Genomic DNA, 21,263 nt, shown 5'->3' on the forward strand with positions numbered 1-21,263 from the left:
ACTCCGCCCCGGCCCTGCCGTTCCGCTTGCGTACCGCTAACGCCCCGCCGCCAGCCGCGCGAGCCGCTCCGCCGCCCGCGCCGAGCCCTCCGTGAAGCCGGCCGCCTCGGAGTCGGCGGCGGCCCGTTCCAGCTGGTGGGCCGCCTCTTCGAGCCGCCCGATGCCGGCCAGCGCCTCGCCCCGCACGATCCGCAGCTGCGCCTGGACGACCACCGCGCCGGGCGCGACGAGTTCCCCGGCGCGAAGGACGTGCGCCAGCGCCTGCTCGTACTCCCCCGCGTTCAGGCAGTGCGCGGCCAGGTGCTGGAGGGTGAGCACCTGCGTCGACGGGTGCCCGGTGCGGTCGGCGAGCGCGACCGCCTCCGTCATCAGGGCACGGGCCCGCGCGCACTCCCCCGTGGCGTCGAGGACGGCGGCGTGGTTGACGACGGCGATGGCCTCGCTGATGGGATCACCGGCCAGCGCGGCGAGCCCCGGCGCCCGTTCGAGGTGGACGAGCGCCTCCGCGTGCCGCCCCTCCTCGTGCAGGATCCAGCCGAGCAGCGCCCGCGTCCGGGACTCCGCGTCGGGGTCGCCCGCCGCCACCGCCGAGGCGAGCCCCGCCTCCAGGAGCGGGGTCCAGCCGTCCTGGAGCCGCATCAGCATCAGCGGCCAGGCCACCAGCGCCAGCCGCCAGGCCCGGTCGTGCAGCCCGAGGGCGGCGGAGGCGGCCACCGCCCCCTCCAGGGCGGGGCGCTCGGCCGCGTACCAGTCGAGCGCCGCCGACCGCCCCTCGAACTCCGGGACCGCGGCGGGCCGGCGCACGTCGGCGGGCAGCGCGTAGCAGGGCTGCGAGCCGGGTTCGGCCGCCGCGTCGGCCGCGAGCCCCGCGTACAGGTAGTGGTCGACGAGCCGGCGCAGCCCCTCGGGGTCGGCCTGCGGCGCGAGGCCACGGGCGTAGAGGCGTACGAGGTCGTGCGGGGTCCAGCGGCCGGGCACCGCCTCCGTCAGCAGGTGCGCGGCGGCCAGCCGCTCCAGGTCGGCCGTGGCCCGCGCCGGGGTGGTGCCGGTGAGCGCGGCGGCGGCGAAGTGGTCCAGGTCGGAGCCGGTGTGCAGGCCGAGGGCGCGGAAGGCGCGGGCGGCGGACTCGGGGAGCTGCTGGACGGTGAGCCGCAGGGCGGCGGAGACGCCGACGTCCTCGACGTCGAGGAGGGCCAGCCGGCCCTGCTCGTCGGCGAGTTCGCCGGCCATCGCGCCGAGGAGGCGGCCCGGCCGCTCGGCGAGCCGGGCGGCCGTCACCCGCAGCGCGAGCGGCAGCCCGTCGCAGAGCCCGGCGAGCCGGACCGCCGCGTCCGGCTCGGCGGCGACCCGCGCCTCGCCGAGCACGGTCGCGAGGAGCGCCGTCGCCGCGTCCGGCGGCAGCTGGCCGAGCGGCACCGGGCGGGCCGCGTCGGAGGCGATGAGGCCGCCGAGCCGGTCCCGGCTGGTCACCACGGTCACGCACGCCTCGCCGCCCGGCAGCAGCGGCCTGACCTGCTCCGAGGAGCGGGCGTTGTCGAGGACGACGAGCATCCGGCGGCCCGCGGTGAGGCTGCGGAAGAGCGCCCCGCGTCCCGGCGCGGTCTCCGGCACCCGCTGCTGCGGCACGCCGAGGGCGAGCAGGAACTCCCGCAGGACGACGCCCGTCTCCGGCGCCGGGGTGTCGCTGAAGCCGCGCAGGTCGGCGAAGAGCCGTCCGTCGGGGAAGGCGTCCGCGCGCCGGTGCGCCCAGTGCACGGCGAAGGCCGTCTTGCCGACCCCGGCGGGACCGGTCACCAGGCAGACGGGGCCCTCGCCCGCGCCGGCCGCCCGGTCGAGCAGCCGGGTCTCGGCCTCCCGCCCGGTGAAGCCGCGCGGCGCCCGCGGCAGCAGTTCGGGCACGACGGAGGGTTCCCGGGCGGGCGGCTCGGGGACCGGCTCCGGCACCGGGGCGAGGACCGTCCCCTGGTCGCGGAGCAGCCCCGCGTACGTCTCGCTCAGCGCCCCGCCCGGGTCGACGCCCAGCTCCTCGGCGAGCAGCCGGCGGGTGCGGTGGTACCAGTCGAGCGCGTCGGAGCGGCGGCCCGCCCGGGCCAGCGCCGTCATGAGCGCGGCGGCCAGCGACTCGCGCAGCGGGTGCGCGACGGCCTCGGTCCGGAGCACGGCGGCGGCCCTGCCGTGCTCGCCCAGCTTCCCGTACGCCTCCGCCAGCGCCTCCACCGAGGAGAGCCGCAGCTCCTCCAGCGCGGTGGCGGCCGCCTCCAGCGGACCGCTCGGCACGGTGCCGGTGAGCGCGGGGCCCTGCCAGTACGACAGCGCCTCGCGCAGCATCCGTACGGCGTCGGCGGCGTGCCGCTGCGCGCCGGCGAGGCCCACCAGCTCCTCGAACCGGTGCGCGTCGACCAGCGATTCCGGCATCCGCAGCAGATACGCCGAGCCCTGCGTGGTGAGCTCGACCCCGTACGCCTCCGCGCCGTGCGCGGCGAGCAGCGCCCGCAGCCGCGAGACGTGCCCCTGGAGCACCGTCTTGGCGTGCGTCGGGGGCTCGTCCTCCCACAGCGCGTCCATCAGCGCGGTCACGTGCACGGACGTGTTGGGGCGCAGCAGCAGCGCGGCCAGCAGGCTGGTGCGCTTCGCCGGCCCGGGGGCGACGTCGCCGCCCTCCGTCACGACCGCGACGGACCCGAGCAGCCGGAACTCCACCCGTACCTCCGCGTTCCCTGTCCCCCGCCCCCGGCAGCCGAGAATACGCTGCGTTCCCGTCCCGACCTGCACCGATCCCGCCGCCGTCTCGGGATCCGGCCGAAACGGGACGTTCGGTCAGCCGGCGTCGGGGGGCGCCGCCCGGCTCAGCTCGCGCTCCAAGGCGCGCTCCACCTCCGTCAGGGGGACCTCGGGGCAGAGGCGTTCGGGGTGGCCGTCGGGCGGCGGGCGCAGGGGCTCGGGCGGCGGGGACGGGGGCGGGAGCCAGGGCGGCGGCGGGCCCGTCCCCGCGAGCCCGAGCCACATCCAGCCCGCCGCGGACAGGGCCCGGCCGACCGCGGCGAGCAGACGGCGGACAGCGGTCACGCGGGAACCGCCAGGGTCGCGGGCGTGCGTGCCCGGTCGGCGGACCAGCTCCACAGGCCGGACACCGCGCGCATGTCCAGGTCGTGTCCCTCGGTCCAGATACGGGCCGCCGCCGTGAGGACCGACTGGCGGTCGGCCTCCCGCGTGCCCGGGCGGGCGGGCAGCAGCGGAGTCGCGGCACTGGCGCCGAGGCGCACCGCGCGGTGGCGGCGGGCGAAGGCGGTGAGGGTCTGCCGGGGTCCCGCCTCGATCAGCAGGACGTCCTCGATCGCGAGGAGTTCCTCCAGGGCCTCCTTGAAGCGGACGGTGTCGGTGATCTGGCGGGCCCAGAAGCGCGGGTCGAGCGCCTGCTCCGCGCCCATCAGGGTCCCGGTGTAGCCGGAGTAGAGGGGCAGGACGGGCTCGCGCAGCGGGATGCGGCGGTAGTCGGCCTCGACCCGCTCGGCGGCCGGTGCCATGGCGGGCGAGTGGAACGGGCTGGAGGCGGGGACCTCGACGACGGTGTGCCCGTCGGCCCTGAGCCGGCCGCGGACCTCGGCCAGCGGCGCCGCCGGGCCGGCGAGCATGACCTGCTGGGCGGTGTTGACCGCGGCGACGACCACGTCGCCGGTCAGATAGGGCGCCACCCGCTCCTCGCTCGCGGCGACCGCGAGCATGCCGCCCTCGGGGATCCTGACCGCCTCGCGGACCCGGGACATCACCATGGAGACGGCGTCGCCCAGGGAGACCACCCCGGCGAGCGTCGCGGCGACCAGCTCACCCGCGCTGTGTCCGAGCAGCGCGGCCGGGCGCACCCCCCAACTCAGCACGAGCCTGCCGAGGGCGTAGTCGACGGCGAACAGCAGCGGCTGGGCGCGCCGTACGTCGTCCACGGGGATCCGGGGGCGGCCGGGGGTCAGCCAGTCCTCGCGCACCCGTCGGCCCTCGTCCCCCATGTGGGCGAAGACGGCGTCGACGGCCGCGGTGAAGACCGGGTCGCGGCCGTACAGGCCGGTGGCCATGCCGGTGTGCTGGGATCCCTGGCCGGGGAAGAGGAGGGCGACCGGGCGGGGCCGGCCCGCTCGCCCGGCCCGCGCCTTGTGGACGCTCGCGGCGGCCAGCGCGGACACGGTCACGGCGGCCCCGCGCACCGGGCCCGCCGGGACACCGCAGGGCACGGCGGTGGGCAGGGCGGGAAAGGCCTCGCTGTGCGATCCGTCCAGCAGGGCGAGCAGTTCGCCGCGCACCCGGGCCTCGTCCTCCTCGTCGCGGCCCGACCACAGGAGCAGGCGGTGGCGGTCGGGCCCGGTCTCGCGGCGGCCGTGGACGAGGGGGCGGACGGGCGGGAGGTCGTCCTCGGCGCCCGCCGTCAGATCGAGCACGCCGACGATCCGCTCGGAGTCGGCGACCGCCTCGGCGGCGCGGCGGACGGCGTGCACGGTGACGGTGCCGGGGTCGGGTTCGCCGAAGCCCGCGACGACGGCGAGGTCGGTGGTCCCGTCGTGCAGTTCGCGTGCCGCGCGGCGCAGGGCGCGGCCCGCGCTCGGCTCGGTGCGGACGGTGAAGCCCTCGTGCACGGAGGGCAGTTCACCGAGGGGGCAGCCGATGTAGACGGTGGTGCGCACCGGCAGCCGGTCGAGCGGGCGGCCGAAGGCGCGCAGCACGGCGGAGAGGGCGGCGGGAGTGGCGACGAGCCGCTGCGGCTCGGCTTGCGGGTGGGTGTGACCGGTGCTGACGATCAGCCTCCGGACGACCGCGCTGGACGAGGTGAGCGACATGGTCCCTCCTGCGGGCGCATGGTCCTGGTGAACGGGGAGGTGCGGCGGCCGGCCCGCCCGAGGGGGGATGCCCGGGCGGGCCGGCCGGATCGGGAGCCGGTCAGGCCGCGGCGGCCTGCCCGGCGTTGACGAGGGCGAGGAGCGCCCTCGGGGTCTCGGCGTCGACCACGGCGTCGTCCGGTATCTCGATGCCGTAGTCGCGCTGGATCTGGCCGATCACCTGGAGCAGGGCCAGCGAGTCGTAGCCGAGCTCCATGAACGGGGTGTCGATGACGTCGCCGTCCAGGTCGACGCCCTCCTCCTCGCCCGCGCTCTCCCGCAGCATGCGGGTCAGGTCGGCGAGGGTGACGGCCGTGGTGGTCGTGGAGGCGTTCATGGTGGGTCCTTTCGTCTGATGGTCGGCGTGCCGGGTGTGCGGTGCGGTGCGGTGCGGTGGGTGCGGGTTCCGGGGTGGGTGCGGGTGGGGGCGGGGCGGTCAGGGCCGGCGTACGACGAGCGCCGAGTTGAATCCGCCGTGCCCCCGGGCGAGCACCAGGGCGGTGCGCAGCGGGGCCTCGCGGGCCTCGGTGACCAGGTCGACCCCGTGCTCGGGGGCGGCCTCCGTGACGTTGGCGGTCGGCGGGACGACCCCGTCGCGCAGGGCGAGGAGGGCCGTGGCGACGTCGAGGGCCGCGCCGCCGGCCAGGAGACGGCCCGTCATCGTCTTGGGGGCGGTGACGGGTACGGCTCCGGGGCCGAAGATGCCGGCGAGGGCCGCCGACTCCGCGCGGTCGGCTGCCGGGTCGCCCGAGGCGTCGGCGAAGACCACGTCGACGTCCTCGGGGCGGACGCCCGCGTCGGCGAGGGCGCTCTCCGCGGCGCGGCGCAGCCCCGGAGGGCGGCCCGAGCCCGGCGCCGGGTCGAGGGTGGCGGCGTATCCGGCGATCTCGCCGTACACCTGGGGCACTGCGCGTTCGCGGGCCGAGCCGGCCTCCTCGATCAGCAGGATCGCCCCGCCCTCGCCGGGGACGTATCCGGCCGCGTGCGAGGAGAACGGCAGGTAGGCGCGGTCCGGGTCGTGCACCGTGCTCATGAGGCCGGAGGCGATCTGCGGCACCCAGCCCCAGGGGCAGAGCGGTGCGTCGACCCCGCCGGCGATGGCCGCGGGGAAGCCCTTGCGGATGTAGCGGCGGGCCTGGCCGATCGAGTCGATGCCGCCGGCCTGCTCGGTCAGCAGGACGCCGCTGGGGCCGCGCAGCTTGTTGCGGATGGAGATCTGGCCGGTGTTGACCGCGTAGAACCAGGCGAAGGACTGGTAGGCGCTGACGTACTCCTTGCCCTTGCTCCACAGGTTCTGGAGCTCGCGCTGGCCGAACTCGACCGCGCCCCCGGAGGCCGAGGTGACACATCCGACGCCGTACTCGGGGAGTTCGGCGGGGTCCATGCCGGCGTCGGCGAGCGCCCAGTCCGCGGCGGTCAGCGCGAGTCGCGTCATGTGGTCGGTCTGCGGGATGAGCCGGCTGGGGAGGTGCTCCTCGGCGACGTATCCGGGGACCTCCCCGGCGATCCGGGAGGGGTAGCCGGAGGCGTCGAAGCGGGTGACGGGGCCGAGCCCGGACTCGCCCGCCAGCGTGGCCTTCCAGTACTCCTCGGTGCCGAGGCCGTTGGGCGCGGTGATGCCGAGGCCGGTCACCACGGCGGGGCCGCTCATACGTTTCTCCTCTCCGGGCGGGCGAGCACCATGGCGCTCTGGAAGCCGCCGAAGCCGCTGCCGACGCTGAGCACCGCGTCGGGTCGCGCCTCACGTGCCGTCAACGGGATGTAGTCGAGGTCGAGTTCGGGGTCCGGCTCGTGGAGGTTCGCGGTGGGCGGCAGGATCCCGTGCTCCATCGCGAGGGCGCAGGCGGCGATCTCCAGGGCGCCGATCGCGCCGAGCGAGTGCCCGATCATCGACTTGATGGAGCTGATGGGGGTGCGGTACGCGTGGTCCCCGAGGCTCCGCTTGAAGGCGCCGGTCTCGTGGCGGTCGTTCATCTTGGTGCCGGAGCCGTGCGCGTTGATGTAGCCGATGGCGTCCGGCGCGAGCCGGGACTCGCGCAGCGCCACGTCGATGGCCTCGGACATCTCGCGCCCGTCGGGCTTCAGCCCGGTCATGTGGTAGGCGTTGCAGCGCGAGGCGAAGCCCGCGATCTCGGCGTAGATGTGCGCGCCGCGCCGGCGCGCGCTCTCCAGCTCCTCCAGGACCAGGACGGCCGCGCCCTCGCCGAGCACCAGACCGCTGCGGGTCCGGTCGAACGGCCGGCAGGCGCTCTCCGGGGTGTCGTTGCGGGGGGTGGTGGCGTGGATGGCGTCGAAGCAGGCGGAGGTGATGGGCGAGATGGGCGCCTCCGTGGCGCCCGCGATCATCACGTCGGCGGTGCCCTCGCGGATGAGTTCGACGGCGTGGCCGAGGGAGTCGAGGCCGGAGGTGCAGCCGGTGGACACGACGGCGGCGGGGCCCTCGGCGCCCGCGGCGCGTCCGACCTCGGCGGCCATGGAGCTGGGCACGAAGTGCCGGTAGAGCTCGGGCACGGCGTAGGTGTGGTCGACCGTCCAGTCGCGGCCGCCGTTGCTGACGACGGCGTACTCCCGCTCCAGGCTGGTGGTGCAGCCGACCGCGCTGCCGAGCGAGGTGCCGATGCGCCCGGGGTCGAGCGCGGAGGTGTCGAGACCGCTGTCGGCGAGGGCCTCGCGGGTGGAGACCACCGCGAACTGCGCCGCCCGGTCGAGCCGGCGGATCTCCTGCGGGGTGAGCCCCGCGGCGGCGGGGTCGAAGTCGCATTCCGCGGCGACCTGGGAGCGGAAGGGCGAGGGGTCGTAGAAGGAGATCCTGCGGGTGGCGGTGCGTCCCGAGGTGAGCAGGTCCCAGTACTCCTTGACACCCACCCCGCCCGGCGCCACGGCGCCCAGGCCGGTGATGGCGACTCTGCGCACGGCTACCTCGCCTCCGACGGGGCCGGGTGCGCCGCTGCGCACCGGCCGAATGGAACTGTGGGGGTCACTGTCGATCCCTTCGTCCGTGACACTCCTGAATCGATGCGGCGACCGGGATGGTTCAGGGTCAGGGCCTCCCCGTCCCGGCCGGCCGGGTACCGGTCCGGCCGTGCGCTCGTGGCGCGCCGCCGTCCCCGGTGCAGTCATGGAACGGCGGGGCTCTCGACCGAGGCTCGCGTGCGCGTGGACCTGCCGGGACCCGGTGCCGCCGAGCCGCTTCCACGGCCTACGTGGGGACGTTGCCGTGTTTGCGGGCGGGCACCTCGGCCTTCTTCGTCCGCAGCATCGCCAGGGAGCGGATGAGCACGCTTCTCGTCTCGCCCGGTTCCACGACGTCGTCCACGAGTCCGCGCTCGGCCGCGTGGTACGGGTGCATGAGTTCGCTGCGGTACTCCTTGATGCGCTGCTCGCGCACCGCCCCGGGGTCGTCCGCGGCGGCGATCTCGCGGCGGAAGATGACGTTGGCGGCGCCCTCCGCGCCCATCACCGCGATCTCGTTCGTGGGCCAGGCGAAGGAGAGGTCGGCTCCGATGGACCGGGAGTCCATGACGATGTACGCGCCGCCGTAGGCCTTGCGCAGCACGAGGGAGACGCGGGGCACGGTCGCGTTGCAGTAGGCGTAGAGCAGCTTGGCCCCGTGCCGGATGATGCCGTTGTGCTCCTGGTCGACGCCGGGGAGGAAGCCCGGGACGTCGACGAGGGTGACGAGCGGGATGTTGAAGGAGTCGCAGGTGGAGACGAAGCGGGCGGCCTTCTCGGAGGCGTTGATGTCGAGGACGCCGGCGAGCGAGGCGGGCTGGTTGGCGACGATGCCGATGGGCTGCCCGTCGAGGCGGGCGAGCGCGCACACCACGTTCGTCGCCCAGGCCTCGTGGATCTCCAGGTACTCGCCGTCGTCCACGATCTCCTCGATCACCCCGCGGATGTCGTAGGAGCGGCCCGGGTCGGCCGGGACGAGGGCGGTGAGCGCGTCGGTGCGCCGGTCGGCGGGGTCGTCGCCGCGGGCGGTGGGGGGCAGTTCCCTGTTGTTGGCGGGCAGCAGCGCCAGCAGGAAGCGCACGTCCTCCAGGCAGGACGCCTCGTCGTCGTGGACGAAGTGGCTGACGCCGGAGGTCGCCGCGTGCACGTCGGCGCCGCCGAGGCCGTTGTGGGTGATCCGCTCGCCGGTGACGGCCTGGACGACGTCGGGGCCGGTGATGAACATCTGCGCCGTGTCGCGCACCATGAAGACGAAGTCGGTCAGGGCGGGCGAGTAGGCGGCGCCGCCGGCGCAGGGGCCGAGCATGACGCTGATCTGGGGGATCACGCCCGAGGCCGCCACGTTGCGCCGGAAGATGCCGCCGTATCCGGCGAGCGCCGTGACGCCCTCCTGGATCCGGGCGCCCGCGCCGTCGTTGAGGCTGACCAGGGGGGCGCCGGACGCCTCGGCGAGGTCCATGATCTTGTGCACCTTGGCGGCGTGCGCCTCTCCCAGCGCTCCGGCGAAGACCCGGAAGTCATGGGCGTACGCGAAGACCGTGCGTCCGTGGACCAGGCCCCAGCCGATGACGACGCCGTCTCCGTGCGGCTTGCGCTCCTCCAGGCCGAAGCCGGTGGCGCGGTGCCGCCGCAGGGGTTCGATCTCGGTGAACGTCCCCTCGTCGAAGAGGAGTTCGAGACGTTCGTGGGCGGTCAGCTTGTTCTTGGCGTGCTGCCGGACGGTGGCCGCGGGGTCGGGCCCGCGGCTCACCTCCTCCTTGAGGCGGCGCAGTTCGTCCGAGGCGCGCGCCAGGTCGGGGGCGGCCGGGGTCACCGTGAGCTCGTCGAGGATCGTCATTGACCGAACGTAGGAACGTCACCTCAAGGCACGGTGGAGCACTCCGCCACCCCCGGGCGGCGGCTCGCGCGGAGCACGGGGGCTCCGGGCGGTGCCGAGGACGCAGGGCGGCTCCGGGCGTGCCGGGCGCACCGGGGCTCAGCCGGCGGTGACCTCCAGGTCGAGCGCGGGGTCCGCGGCGAGGACGGCCTGGTGCAGGCGCTGGAGGCGCGGCGAGGGCTCCAGGCCCAGCTCGTCGATGAGCGTGGTGCGCAGCCGCTGGAAGGACTCCAGGGCCCGCCAGGAACTGCCCGCGCGGTGCTGGGCGGTCATGAGGTGGGCGCAGAAGTTCTCGTGCATGGGGTTCCTGGCCACCAGGACCCGGAGCTCGGGGACGATCTCGCGGTGCCGGCCGAGATGCAGGTCCGCGTCGATGCGCCGCTCCAGCGCGGCCATCCGGTCCTCCTCCAGGCCCAGCACCTCCAGTTCGAGGACCCGGCCGACGCGGACGTCGACCAGCGCCGGTCCCTGCCACAGTTCGATCGACCGCCGGAGCAGTTCGGAGGCGGTGCGGTAGTCGCCGGCCTCGTGGGCGTCGCGTCCCGAGGCGGCGAGCCGGAGGAACTCCTGGGCGTCGACCCGGCCGGGCTGCACCTGGAGCAGGTACCCGCCGTGCTGGGTGACGAGCACCTCCTTGGCCTGCCGGTGCGGGTCCTCCGCGAGGGCGGTGGCCAGCTTGCGCCGCAGTTGCAGGATGTACGTCTGCAGGGTGGTCGCCGCGCTGCGCGGGATCTCCTCGCCCCAGATCTCCTCCATGAGCGTGGGCACGGTCACGACCCGGTCCGCCTGAAGGGCCAGCAGCGCGAGGATCTGGCGAGGCTTGCCCGCTGTGGGGACCACGGAGACTCCGTGCTCCGTGGCGGTGAGCGGCCCCAGTACATTGATCTCCATCGTCCGTCATCTCCTCCGCGTCGGCTCCCCGTCGCACGAGCGCCTGGCATGTGGCGCTCAGCGTCCTAGGAGCCTCGCATCCCCGGTGCCCCGCGCCCCAGTGAGCGGATCACGAAGGGGAACGTGAAAATGTCATGCCGGGTTGATGAACACGGCACTGGGCCTCGCCGGGAGCGCATCGCAGAATCCTGTCTCACGCAACGTCGAACGCGGACGTGGAGGGGCCGCCGGCCAAGACCGGCCCATGACGCCCCGGGACACAGTGTCCGACCGGCTCAGGAGGGGAACCCGTGATCGGCTCGACCACCATCGCTCCCGCACCTCACCAGCACCCCGGCACCGCGGACCCGCAGCGGACCGCCGAACGGCTCGCCCTGCTCACCGCCCGCACGGGCCTGGAGCCCGAGCTGGCGCAGCGCTACATCAGCAACCCGATGTCCGTCCTCGTCGAGTTCGGCCTGGCCGCCGAGCCGGTCTACATGGAGATGACGGCCGGCGGGCCCGCGGGCCTGTCCCTGGAGGACCTCGACGGCGCGACGGCCGTCGAGGCCTCGTTCTGCAACTTCACCCACTCGCCCTCCGTGGCGACGTCGTTCTGCAACTTCACCCACTCACCGGCCGCGGCGGCCTCCTTCTGCCACTTCACCCACGTGCCGGACGCCCCGGCGGGGCGCTCGTGACGGTCACCGATCGGGCGCCCGCCGCGCTCCCGGTGGGGTTCAAGCGCCATCTGCGGGTCGAGACGGTCAGCGGGGAGGCGGTCTACCTCCTGTCGGAGCGCGGGACGACCGCCCTGCGGGGCACTCAGGTGGAGATGCTGGCCCCGCTCCTGGACGGCACGCGGACGCTGTCCGCGGTGATCTCCGAGGCGGCCTCGATGGTGTCGGCCACCGACGCGGGGCAGCTCATCGCCGCTCTCGCGCGCGCCGGTCTGGTCGGCTACCGCGACCCGCGGGCGGACTCCGCCGCGGCGGCGTACTGGGAGCTCGCGGGTCTCGGCAGCACCGACGTCGACGCCGCACTGGGGGCGACGCCGGTGCACGTGGTGGCGCTGGGCCGTACCGACGGCGACGCGGCCCGGGCCGAGTGCGCCGCGGCGGGCCTCGCGCTCGCGCCGGACGTGGAGAGCGCCGGCTTCGGCCTGGTGCTGTGCGACGACTACCTGGAGCCCGGCCTCGCCGGGACGGACGCCCGGTTCAGGACCGCCGGACTGCCCTGGCTGCTGGCCCGGCCGGGTGGGCCCGAGGTGTGGGTGGGGCCGGTGTTCGGCACCCCGGACGGGCCCTGCTGGTCGTGCCTGGCGCAGCGGATGCGGGGCCACCGCTCGTCCCAGGCCCCCGTGCGCCACGCGCTGGGGCTGCGGGGGCCGGTGCCGCTGCCGGAGGCGTCGCTGACGGCGGTCCGCATGATGGGGCTGCACTCGGCGGTCCTGGAGACCCTCAAGTGGGTGGCCGCGCTGCGGTACGAGGGTCAGGGCGCCGTGTGCAGGCTCGACACCTGGACGCTGCGCAGCACCCATCATCCGGTGACGCGGCGGCCCCAGTGCCCGCAGTGCGGCGATCCGGGGCTGGTGGCCGCGCGGGGCAGGCGCCCCGTGGTGCCGGAGTCGCGGCCCAAGGCCGCGGCGGAGGGCGGAAACCACCGGGCGCTGCCCGCGGCCGAGGTGCTCGCCCGGTACCGGCACCTGGTCGATCCCGTGACCGGCATCGTCGCCGGGCTGAGCCCGGCCCCGGGCACTCCCGACGGCCTCGACCGCTGGGTGTCGGGGCGGAACCTCGCCTGGCGGGGCCACGCGGCCGAGGGGCTGCGGAGCCACAGCGGCGGGAAGGGCGTCACTCCGCAGGAGGCCGAGGCGGGTGCCCTCTGCGAGGCGGTGGAACGTTACTGCGGCACCCGGCAGGGCGATGAGGCGGTGGTCGAGGAGTCGTTCACCGGACTCGGGGACGCCGCCGTGCACCCCGACACCGTGCAGCTCTTCTCCGACCGGCAGTACCGCGACCGCAACGCCTGGAACGCCACCCACGGGGCGATGCACGCGGTGCCGCCGCGCTTCGACGGGCGGGCGATGCGCGAATGGACCCCGCTGTGGTCGCTGACCGGGCAGCGGGAGCGGCTGCTGCCCACGTCGATGCTGTACTTCGGCCAGGGGCCGGACGGCGTCGAGCGCGCGCCCTGGGCCGACTCCAACGGCAACGCGGCCGGCTCCAGCCGGGAGGACGCCATCGTCCAGGGCTTCCTGGAGCTGGTGGAGCGGGACGCGGTGGCGCTGTGGTGGTACAACCGGCTGCGCCGCCCGGGGCTCGACCTGGACGCCTTCGACGAGCCGTGGCTGGCGCGGACCAGGGCGGTGTACGAGAGGAACGGGCGGTCCCTGTGGGCCCTCGACCTGACCTCGGACCTCGGCATCCCGGTGGTGGCCGCGATCTCCCGGGTCGAGGGGGACGGCGAACAGCGGATCTCTTTCGGATTCGGGGCGCATTTCGATCCCCGTCTGGCCCTGCGCCGCGCGGTCACGGAGATGGCCCAGCTTCTTCCGCCCCCCACGTCATCAGGAGAATCCCTGGACGCGCGGGCGGAACTGCCGGCGGAACTGCGGAACTGGTGGTGCGACCGGACCGTACAGAATCAGCCATATCTCCTTCCCGACCCCTCGGAGTCGTCGCGGGTGCCGTCGAACTATCGCTGCATTCCCCGCCCGGACCTCAAGGCGGACGTGGAGGCGGCGGAGGCGGTGGTCCGTGCTCACGGCATGGAGATGCTCGTGCTGGACCAGACGCGTCCCGATGTGGAGCTACCGGTCGTGAAGGTCGTCGTGCCGGGGCTCCGGCATTTTTGGGCCAGATTCGGCGAGGGTCGTCTCTTCGATGTTCCGGTGCGCATGGGATGGTTGCGGAAACCGACGCCCTACGCCGAGTTGAATCCGGTGTTCCTCTTTGTCTGATTCTCGGATTCTCACCGTCATCTGTGGTTAGCGGTGGTCTGCGGCCATTAGCATGCTGATTCCCGCAGATACTGGGCCAGGAGACTCGATGCCGGACCGGATCCGTACCGCGCCCGATCCCTCCCTCGCGGAGGGGAGCCGCCAGACCGACCTGCCGGCCCCCCTGCTGGCCCGGGCGATCACGGTCACCGCGCTCGTCTGCTACGCCGCGGTGACGATCCTCAACGTGCTGCGGTGGGGCGAGGCGAGCACCGTGCGCCTCGCCGTCTGCATCGGACTCGTCCTGCTGGTCTTCAGCGTCCAGTACGCGGTCTCCGCGCCCTCCGCCCGGTCCTGGGGGACGCGGCGGCGGATGGGGGTGCTGGGGCTCCAGGTCGCGCTCACCTATCTGCCCCTGTTCTGGTACGGGATCTCCTGGGGCAGCATGGAGGGGCCGCTGGCGGCCTCGGTGCTGCTGACCCTGAAGCCCGCCGTGGCGTGGCCGGTGTACGCGCTGGTGGTGTCGAGCATCCCGGCGTACTCGCTCGCGCTCGGCCACCCGGTCGCCCAGGCGGCCTACTTCCTGATCGCGGGCATGCTCTGCGGCATCGTGATCTACGGGCTCAGCCGGCTGACGGATCTGGTCCACGAGGTCCACGAGACCCGCGAGAACCTGGCCCGGATGGCGGTCGGCCGGGAGCGGCTGCGGTTCGCCCGCGATCTGCACGACCTGCTCGGCTACAGCCTCTCGGCCATCGCGCTGAAGGGCGAGCTGGTCCACCGGCTCATCGACGCGCGCCCCGAGCGCGCCCGGACCGAGACCGAGGAGCTGCTGGTGGTGGCGCGTCAGGCGCTCGCCGACGTACGGCTGGTGTCCAGCGGGTACCGGGACATGTCCCTGCGGGACGAGGCGACGTCGGCGGCGGCGATCCTGGCGGCGGCCGACATCCAGGCCGACGTGGCCATCGACTGCGGCCGGCTGCACCCGGTCGTCGACACGGTGCTCGCCACGGCGCTGCGCGAGGGCGTGACGAACATCCTGCGCCACAGCAAGGTCCGACGGTGCAGCATCTCCGCGACCGTCGACGAGGAAACGGTCCTGCTGAGCATGGTCAACGACGGTGCCGGCCGGCCCGGCCCCAGACCCGCCGGCCGGACCACGCGCAGCAGCGGGCTGCACAACCTGGAGGCGCGTTTCACGGAGATCGGCGGTGGACTCACCGTCGGCCTGCGGGAGACGGGCCGTTTTCATCTCGAGGCGTACGCTCCCCTCAGACCGCCGACGGTCGAGGCCGGTGCGCACGACGGCTTCCGCACCGACCACAGGGTCGCCCGTAGGAGCCGACCCATCCGACAGAAGTGAAGAGCCCGGGGGAACACGTTGGCGCGCTTGAAGGTGCTCATCGCCGAGGACATGCACATGATCCGGGGAGCGCTCGTGGCGCTGCTCGAACTGGAGCCCGACTTCGAGGTCGTGGCGTCCGTGGACCGGGGGGACACCATCGTGAAGGCGGCGCTCGCCACCCCGCCGGACGTGGCGATCATCGACATCGACCTGCCCGGCACGGACGGGCTCACCGCGGCCGTCGACCTGCATGAGCAGCTGCCCAGCTGCCGCACCCTCATCCTCACCAGCCTCGGCCGCCCCGGCACCCTGCGGCGCGCGCTGTCCGCGCAGGTCACCGGCTTCCTGCTGAAGGACTCGCCCCCGCAGCAGCTCGCGGACGCCGTGCGGGCGGTGGCGGCGGGCCGCCGGGTGATCGACCCCCAGCTCGCGCTCAGCGCCTGGGACTCGCCTCAGAACCCGCTCTCGCCCCGGGAGCTGGAGGTCCTCAGACTCGCGGCCCAGGGGGCCGACGCCGCGGAGATCGCCGGCTGCCTCTTCCTGTCACAGGGGACCGTCCGCAACTACCTCACCGCCATCGTGGCCAAGCTCGGCGCGCGCAACCGGATCGACGCCATCCGGATCTCCGAGGAGGCCGGCTGGATCCCCTGACGGAGTCCGGTGCCGGGGCCGCCCCGGGCGACCCGCCGCGCCGGCGAGCAGGGTGTCCAGCAGTCCCTCGTCGAACATGGTCATCACCGACACGTCCGCGAGACCCCCGAACCCGGTGTCCTGGACCGCCGCGCTGACCACGTAGCGCTCCCCCACCGCGAACGTGCCGAACGTCCAGTCGCCCGCCGCGGCGGGCGAGCCGTCGGGACGGACCAGCCGCGCCGCCGCGCCGTCCAGGTCGAACCCGAACTCGGTGAACCGGAACCGCAGTCCCTGTCCGCACGCCTTCGTGTACGCCTCCTTCAGCGTCCACAGCCGCACCATCGAACTGTTGCGCGCCGCCTCGCCACCCGCGTCCAGCCGCTCCTTCTCGTACGGGGTGCAGGCCTGGAGCTCGGAGCCGGTGCGGGCGATCCTGCGGTCCGCCCGCTCCACGTCGACACCGATCCGGCCGCGCCGGGTGACCGCGACGACCATCATCTCCTCGGTGTGGCTCAGGCTCACGTCGATCTGGTCGCAGCCCCGGACGTAGGGCCGGCCGCCCGGCTGGTACGAGAGGTCCACCAGGTCCGGGGTGGTGTCCAGGACGGCGGCCGCCGTGTAGCGCAGGAACAGCCGGGACGCGACGAACCGGTCCCGCATCCGGGGGCGGTCCAGGCTCTCGTAACGCCCCCAGTCACGGCCGAGCAGCCGGCGCACCACGTCCTGGTCGCTCCGGGGCAGCCAGCCCGGCATCGTGCCGTACACCAGGACGCTGCCGGTGGCCGCGAGGGCGCTCCCGACCGGGTCCCACGGTCCCCCGGGCCCCAGCGCGGGCACCGGCCGGCCGATCGCGGCGGCCACTCAGGCCCCCGCCGGCTCGGCGGCGAGCGGGCCGGCGTCCAGGGCGGAGATGACACCCGCCAGGTCCACCGCGTCGCAGTCCGCCCGCGGGCACACCGGGATGCAGCGGGGACTGCCGAGACGGCGCAGATACGGGGTGAGCACCGGCCGCGGGCCGACCTCGACGACATGGGTCGGTTCCTGCTGGCCCAGCATGGCGCGCGCCGCGTCGGCGAAGCGGATCGGCGAGGTGAGCTGCCGCGACCAGTGCGGTGCGTACAGCGGTCCGCTGACGAGGCCGCCGTCCACGGTGGAGTACAGGGGCAGCCGCGGGCTGCCGCCCGGCACCCGGCGCGCGGCCGCCTCGAACTTCGGTACCACCGGGGCCATCCGGGGGGAGTTGAAGGCATGGGTCACCGGGAGGTGGCGGCACCTGATGCCCCGGGCCGCCAGGTCCGCCTCGATCCGGTGGAGTCCGGCGATGTCGCCCGAGAGCACGGTGGACCGGGCGGCGTTGAGCACGCCGACGTCCACGCCCGGCTCCCGGGCCACCAGGGGCGCCACCTCGTCCGGCGAGGCGGAGGCCGCCATCATCCCGCCGCCGGGCGGCAGGTACTCCGTGAACGCGGCGCGCAGGGCGATCAGCCGGGCCGCGTCGGACAGCGCCAGCGCCCCGGCCACCGTCGCCGCGGCGAACTCGCCGATGCCGTGCCCGAGGACCGCCACCGGCACCACGCCGGAAGCCTCCAGGGTGCGGGCGAGCGCGTACTCGACGGCGAACAGCGACACCTGGGCGTACGCGGTGTCGTGGATCCGCGGGTCCTCGCGCAGGATCAGGTCGACGACCGAGGTCTTCAGCAGCGGGAGCAGGGCGTCGCTCACCTCGTCCAGGTGGCCCCGGTAGGTCGCCGAGTCCAGGTAGAGCCCCGCCGTCATGCCCGGGTACTGGCAGCCCTGGCCGGTGAAGACGAAGGCGGCCCGCACCTGGCGGGGGAAGCGCCGCATGTCCCGGTAGGCCATGTGCCGGGCCAGGTCGCCGATCGTCCGGTGCGACCAGATGTCGTCCAGGTCGATGATCGGCCCGAACTCCTCCTCGATGTCGCCGTACAGGCTGAGCGCGGCCACCGAGTCCAGCTCGAAGCCGACGAGCGGGTCCGTCGCCTCCACCGCCCGGCCGAGGTAGTGGGCGAGCCGCTCCAGCAGCCATTCACGGTGGGCCGCACCCTGACGGCCGGGTCCTTCAGCGGACATGAGTTGTTCTCCTTCGGAGGGGACCGCGGCGAGCGGGGGCTCTCAGGCGAGGGGGGACGCGTACAGGTCGTAGCTGCGCCGGCCGCGCAGGCGGGCGAGCACCTCGGCGAGGGCGCGCTGCTCTGCGGCGGCCGGTCGGTCCGGGAGCGCCAGGCCCAGCCTCCGGCCCAGCCGGTAGAGGACCGCCGAGGGCCACGCCGTGTCGGAGAGGAACGGGTCGGCGAAGGCCCCCGCGTTCTGCTGCTCCCGCCATACGCCGAGGCAGGCGGCGGCCGCGAGGACGAGGGTGTAGCGGTCGGCGAGGCCGAGGCTGTGCGGGCTGGCGAGCCACCGGCGGTCGCTGAAGCCCACGTCGCCGAACGCCTTGCGCAGGTCGTCCAGTTCGATGGTGAACGCGCGGATGAGGAAGCGCAGGACGTGCGCGTCGCGGCCACGGCGGGGCAGGCCGGTCTCCTCGAACAGGTCGGTGCTGGCCACCAGTGTCGCCGCGAGCGGGTCGCCGTCCCCGAGGAGGGCGGGCTGCGACAGGTCGAGCGGGGGCAGTCCGTCGTGCAGCCGGAAGAGCTCGGCGGGCGCCTCCGGGTCGGCGAACCAGGCGTGCTGGGCGAAGAACGGCAGCTGCGGCAGGATGCTGACCTGCCGGCCGGCGCTGCCGGAGTGCCCGAGCGAGGTGACCGGCAGGTCCCGGAGCTGCTTCTGGAACATCCCGTACGCGCCCTCCTCGGCGAAGGTCGCCTCGCCGAGCACCGCCGACATCTCGTCCATCGCCTCGGCGGTGAGCTTGGGCGCGAGATAGGCGGCCGCGGCCGCGTACACGCTCATCTGCCGGGGCAGCAGGTGCAGGGCCCTGGTCGCCACCAGCGCCAGGCAGTCGATGATCAGCAGGTCGAGCAGGGCCCCGGTCAGCACGTCCCGCACGTGCTGGACGTCGAGGGAGGAGCGGCCGCCCGGGCGGGGCCTCGCGGCGAACGCGGCGACGGTCCGCAGCGCGGTGTCGGCGCCGGCGAGCACGATCGAGGGGATGAGGCCGCGGATGACCAGGGAGGAGCGCAGGGACAGCTCGTAGCCGTCGCCCTCGGCTCCGACCAGGGCGTGGTCCGGGACCGGGCACGCGCGCAGGCGCAGACCGCCGAACTCCGCGCTGCGCATACCGCTGGTGGCGCGCCGGTCCAGGTCGCTCACCCGGTCCGGCGGGAGGGCCGCCCGGTCGAGCAGGAGCACGCTGTGGGCGCGGGGGTGGCCGGGCTCGCCCGTGCGCGCGAAGACGACGAGTCCGCGGGCCCGGGAGGCGTTGGCGATGCCCGTCTTGCTGCCGTCGAGCAGCAGGCCGCCGTCCGGCGCGGCCCTGGCGGTGAACTCGTCGCGGACGAAGTCGTTGCCGTGCGCGACGCCGTGGCGGGCGACGGCGATGCGGTCCCCGCCGAGCAGCAGGCCGGCGGCGAGCCGGCGCTGCCGCTCGTCGCCGGCGGTCCACACGGGGGTGGCGGCGAAGAAGCAGTTGAGCCCGTACCCGAAGCCGAGGGAGGCGTCGCGGCGGAAGACCGGACGCAGCAGACGGCCGAGTTCGTCCATGCGGCGCAGCCGTCCCCCGAGCTCCGCGGGGACGAACTCGGCGTTCAGCGCGTGGGCGTCGAGCACCCCCTCGGCGGCGGGCAGCACCTCCCCGGCCGTGTCGGCGGCGACGAACGCCCCGCCGCCCAGCGGGTTGGCCGGGTCGTCGAGCGGTCCGAAGGCGCTCTCCAGCGCGTCGATGCGGTCGGCCACGGTGGTCATGCACGGACCCCCGCGGTCAGGAGCCGCTCGACCCCGGCGTCGAGGCGCTGGTACAGGGGGCGCAGTTCGCCGTTCAGGAACATCCGGCGCATCGCGGCGCGCTCCACCTTTCCGCTGGTCGTCCGGCGGACCGTGCCGGGGCTGACGAACAGGAGGCCGGCGGTGTGCACCTCGTGCTCGTCGCCGACGCGGGCCGCGACCTCCGCCGCGAGCGCGGCGAAGTCGACCTGGTAGTGGCTGCGGGCCCGGACCTCCTGGACGAGCACGACGTGCTCCCGCTCCCCCGGTACGGCGAAGACGGACGCGGGGCCGAACATGCCGCTGACCTGCTGGACGGTCCGTTCGACGTCGTGCGGGTGGACGTTGCGGCCGGCGATCACCATGACGTCCTTGAGGCGTCCGGTGATCCGCAGGCGGCCCGCCCCGTCGAGCGTGCCGAGGTCGCCGGTGCGCAGGAATCCGGAAGGCCCGCCGGTGACCCGGGCGTTGAAGGCGGCGGCGGTCTCGGCGGGGCGGCGCCAGTAGCCGCGGGCGACGCTGTCGCCGCGCACCCAGACCTCCCCGGTCCGCCCCGGGGCGCACTCGGTCCCGTCGTCCGGGTCGACGATCCGCACCTCGGCGTCCACGGGCGCGCCGCAGGCTCCCGGGGCGCCGGGGTCGTCCGGGCGGGCCGCGGAGACCAGCAGGGTGGCCTCCGCCAGTCCGTAGGCGGGGACGAGGGCGCCGGGGCGCAGGCCCGCGGCGGCGAAGCGGTCGGCGAAGGCGGTGGCGGTGGCGGGGTCGACGGGCTCGCCGCCGTCGACGGCGGTGCGCCAGGCGGTGAGGTCGAGGCCGGCGATCTGGAGGTCGTTGACGCGGCGCAGGCACAGCTCGTAGCCGAAGTGCGGGCCCCCGCTGACCGTCAGGCCGTAGCGGGAGACGGTGTCGAGCCAGCGCAGGGGCGCTCTGACGAACGCCTGCGGGGTCAGCATCACCGTGGTGGCGCCGAGCCAGAGCGGGTGCAGGAGCTGGCCCACCAGGCCCATGTCGTGGTGGAGGGGCAGCCAGCCGCCGAAGCGGGAGGCGGGGCCGGTGTCCAGGGCGCGCTGGATCGCCGTCTGGTTGGCGACGAGGTTGCGCTGGGTCACCATCACGCCGCGGGGCTCGCGGGTGGAGCCGGAGGTGTACTGGAGGTACGCGACGTCGTCGGGCCCGACCGGCGCGGGCTCCGGGCCGGCCGCGTCCGCCGGCTCCGGCTCGTGGTCGGCGAGCAGGCAGGTGACGTCCGTGAAGCCGGCGCCGGCCAGGAGCCGGGACGCCTCGGCGGCGTGCGCGCCGCCGGTGAGGACGCAGCTCGCCGCGGCGTCCTTGACGATGCCCGCGATCCGTTCGTCGTGGTGTCCGCGCCCGCCCGGGGGCGCCACGGGGACGGCGACGCGCCCGGCGTGGAGGCACGCCAGGAACGAGGCCGCGAACAGCCGGCGGGAGGACTGGAGGACGAGGACCCGGTCGCCGGGGGCGGTGTAGGCGCCGATGCGCCCGGCGAGCCGCCGTACCTGGCCGGCGAGCTCGCCGTAGCCGACGGCCTCGGGGACGAGGCGGCCCTCGCTCTCGGACAGCAGCACGAGCGCGTCGCGTTCCGGTGCTTCGGCGGCCCTGGTGTGGAAGGTGTCGATGAACGCGCGGAAGCCTGTCACTGCGGTCCCCTCCCGGGTCGGGCGGACCAGGACACCGGGCCCCGGCCGCCGGTGTCCTTGACGATCCAGTCGGCGCGTGCGGCCGGCGCGGGGGTGTCGGGGGGCGCGCCCCGGTCGCGGAGGAGCGCCATCAGCACGGCGGTCACCGCCGCGATCTCCACCGCGTCCGGCCGGCCGCGCACCACGGTGATGCCAGTCTCGTCTGCCATGGGGGTAGAGTGCGCCCCTCCGCTCGAGGGCCCCT

General features: G+C 74.8%; 17 protein-coding genes. 4 read left to right on the top strand and 13 right to left on the bottom strand.

The genetic code is table 11. The annotated features are described in order from the left end of the window. Positions 1–36: 36 nt before the first annotated feature. From ACFYT9_RS33960 to ACFYT9_RS33995, 8 genes are all read right to left on the bottom strand, one after another. Positions 37–2,700: a BTAD domain-containing putative transcriptional regulator gene (locus ACFYT9_RS33960; RefSeq protein ID WP_389169815.1), complete on the bottom strand. Its 2,664-nt coding sequence runs from the start codon at positions 2,698–2,700 to the stop codon at positions 37–39. 117 nt (positions 2,701–2,817) lie between these two features. After that, on the bottom strand, positions 2,818–3,066 hold the full coding sequence (locus ACFYT9_RS33965; protein ID WP_389169818.1) for a DUF6059 family protein: 249 nt from the start codon (positions 3,064–3,066) through the stop codon (positions 2,818–2,820). Beyond that, a complete protein-coding gene (locus tag ACFYT9_RS33970) occupies positions 3,063–4,823 on the bottom strand; it encodes an acyltransferase domain-containing protein (RefSeq protein ID WP_387278131.1) in 1,761 nt (586 codons plus the stop codon). Before ACFYT9_RS33970 ends, ACFYT9_RS33965 begins: the two co-directional genes overlap by 4 nt. A gap of 100 nt (positions 4,824–4,923) precedes the next feature. Further along, a complete protein-coding gene (locus ACFYT9_RS33975) occupies positions 4,924–5,199 on the bottom strand; it encodes an acyl carrier protein (protein WP_387278177.1) in 276 nt (91 codons plus the stop codon). A gap of 99 nt (positions 5,200–5,298) precedes the next feature. Next, a complete protein-coding gene (locus tag ACFYT9_RS33980) occupies positions 5,299–6,513 on the bottom strand; it encodes a ketosynthase chain-length factor (RefSeq protein WP_387278179.1) in 1,215 nt (404 codons plus the stop codon). After that, positions 6,510–7,775 carry a beta-ketoacyl-[acyl-carrier-protein] synthase family protein gene (locus ACFYT9_RS33985; protein WP_387278181.1) on the bottom strand — a complete coding sequence of 422 codons (1,266 nt, stop codon included), beginning with the start codon at positions 7,773–7,775 and terminating at the stop codon, positions 6,510–6,512. The genes ACFYT9_RS33980 and ACFYT9_RS33985 overlap by 4 nt, the downstream gene beginning before the upstream one ends. Positions 7,776–8,061: 286 nt before the next feature. Beyond that, entirely contained in the window at positions 8,062–9,651 is a 1,590-nt protein-coding gene (locus tag ACFYT9_RS33990; protein ID WP_387278183.1) for an acyl-CoA carboxylase subunit beta, read from the bottom strand. 138 nt (positions 9,652–9,789) lie between these two features. Continuing rightward, positions 9,790–10,581, bottom strand: a complete 792-nt coding sequence (locus tag ACFYT9_RS33995) for a BTAD domain-containing putative transcriptional regulator (protein WP_387278185.1) — start codon at positions 10,579–10,581, stop codon at positions 9,790–9,792. Positions 10,582–10,871: 290 nt separating this feature from the next. Between ACFYT9_RS33995 and ACFYT9_RS34000 the strand changes: the two genes are divergently transcribed. The 4 genes from ACFYT9_RS34000 to ACFYT9_RS34015 all read left to right on the top strand — a co-directional run bounded on the left by ACFYT9_RS34000 (position 10,872) and on the right by ACFYT9_RS34015 (position 15,497). Further along, positions 10,872–11,261 carry a hypothetical protein gene (locus tag ACFYT9_RS34000; protein ID WP_387278187.1) on the top strand — a complete coding sequence of 130 codons (390 nt, stop codon included), beginning with the start codon at positions 10,872–10,874 and terminating at the stop codon, positions 11,259–11,261. Further along, entirely contained in the window at positions 11,258–13,522 is a 2,265-nt protein-coding gene (locus ACFYT9_RS34005) for a TOMM precursor leader peptide-binding protein (RefSeq protein ID WP_389169824.1), read from the top strand. Before ACFYT9_RS34000 ends, ACFYT9_RS34005 begins: the two co-directional genes overlap by 4 nt. Before the next feature lie 88 nt (positions 13,523–13,610). Beyond that, positions 13,611–14,864, top strand: coding sequence for a sensor histidine kinase (locus ACFYT9_RS34010; RefSeq protein ID WP_387278191.1), 1,254 nt, complete (start codon positions 13,611–13,613; stop codon positions 14,862–14,864). Positions 14,865–14,882: 18 nt separating this feature from the next. After that, the gene (locus ACFYT9_RS34015; protein WP_387278193.1) at positions 14,883–15,497 is read left to right on the top strand and encodes a DNA-binding response regulator; all 615 of its coding nucleotides are present in this window, start codon (positions 14,883–14,885) and stop codon (positions 15,495–15,497) included. Here the strand turns inward: ACFYT9_RS34015 and ACFYT9_RS34020 are convergent. The 5 genes from ACFYT9_RS34020 to ACFYT9_RS34040 are packed head-to-tail and all read right to left on the bottom strand — an operon-like array spanning position 15,390 to position 21,228. After that, positions 15,390–16,340 carry a 4'-phosphopantetheinyl transferase family protein gene (locus ACFYT9_RS34020; RefSeq protein WP_389169828.1) on the bottom strand — a complete coding sequence of 317 codons (951 nt, stop codon included), beginning with the start codon at positions 16,338–16,340 and terminating at the stop codon, positions 15,390–15,392. The genes ACFYT9_RS34015 and ACFYT9_RS34020 overlap by 108 nt on opposite strands. Continuing rightward, entirely contained in the window at positions 16,341–17,570 is a 1,230-nt protein-coding gene (locus ACFYT9_RS34025; RefSeq protein ID WP_387278197.1) for an acyltransferase domain-containing protein, read from the bottom strand. A 42-nt stretch (positions 17,571–17,612) separates the two neighbouring features. Further along, complete coding sequence (locus ACFYT9_RS34030) at positions 17,613–19,343, bottom strand: acyl-CoA dehydrogenase family protein (protein WP_389169831.1); 1,731 nt, start codon at positions 19,341–19,343, stop codon at positions 17,613–17,615. Then, positions 19,340–21,019, bottom strand: coding sequence for a fatty acyl-AMP ligase (locus ACFYT9_RS34035; RefSeq protein WP_389169834.1), 1,680 nt, complete (start codon positions 21,017–21,019; stop codon positions 19,340–19,342). The genes ACFYT9_RS34030 and ACFYT9_RS34035 overlap by 4 nt, the downstream gene beginning before the upstream one ends. Next, positions 21,016–21,228, bottom strand: coding sequence for an acyl-CoA carboxylase subunit epsilon (locus ACFYT9_RS34040; protein WP_387278202.1), 213 nt, complete (start codon positions 21,226–21,228; stop codon positions 21,016–21,018). Before ACFYT9_RS34040 ends, ACFYT9_RS34035 begins: the two co-directional genes overlap by 4 nt. Between the last annotated feature and the right edge of the window lie 35 nt (positions 21,229–21,263).

The sequence above is a fragment of the Streptomyces sp. NPDC004435 genome (assembly GCF_042873895.1).
Classification (GTDB): domain Bacteria; phylum Actinomycetota; class Actinomycetes; order Streptomycetales; family Streptomycetaceae; genus Streptomyces.

What these genes read in the sequence shown, in the direction of transcription:
- ACFYT9_RS33970 (WP_387278131.1), bottom strand. Translation starts at nt 4,823, where the DNA reads ATGTCGCTCACCTCGTCCAGCGCGGTCGTCCGGAGGCTGATCGTCAGC.
- ACFYT9_RS33975 (WP_387278177.1), bottom strand. Translation starts at nt 5,199, where the DNA reads ATGAACGCCTCCACGACCACCACGGCCGTCACCCTCGCCGACCTGACC.
- ACFYT9_RS33980 (WP_387278179.1), bottom strand. Translation starts at nt 6,513, where the DNA reads ATGAGCGGCCCCGCCGTGGTGACCGGCCTCGGCATCACCGCGCCCAAC.
- ACFYT9_RS33990 (WP_387278183.1), bottom strand. Translation starts at nt 9,651, where the DNA reads ATGACGATCCTCGACGAGCTCACGGTGACCCCGGCCGCCCCCGACCTG.
- ACFYT9_RS33995 (WP_387278185.1), bottom strand. Translation starts at nt 10,581, where the DNA reads ATGGAGATCAATGTACTGGGGCCGCTCACCGCCACGGAGCACGGAGTC.
- ACFYT9_RS34010 (WP_387278191.1), top strand. Translation starts at nt 13,611, where the DNA reads ATGCCGGACCGGATCCGTACCGCGCCCGATCCCTCCCTCGCGGAGGGG.
- ACFYT9_RS34025 (WP_387278197.1), bottom strand. Translation starts at nt 17,570, where the DNA reads ATGTCCGCTGAAGGACCCGGCCGTCAGGGTGCGGCCCACCGTGAATGG.
- ACFYT9_RS34030 (WP_389169831.1), bottom strand. Translation starts at nt 19,343, where the DNA reads ATGACCACCGTGGCCGACCGCATCGACGCGCTGGAGAGCGCCTTCGGA.
- ACFYT9_RS34040 (WP_387278202.1), bottom strand. Translation starts at nt 21,228, where the DNA reads ATGGCAGACGAGACTGGCATCACCGTGGTGCGCGGCCGGCCGGACGCG.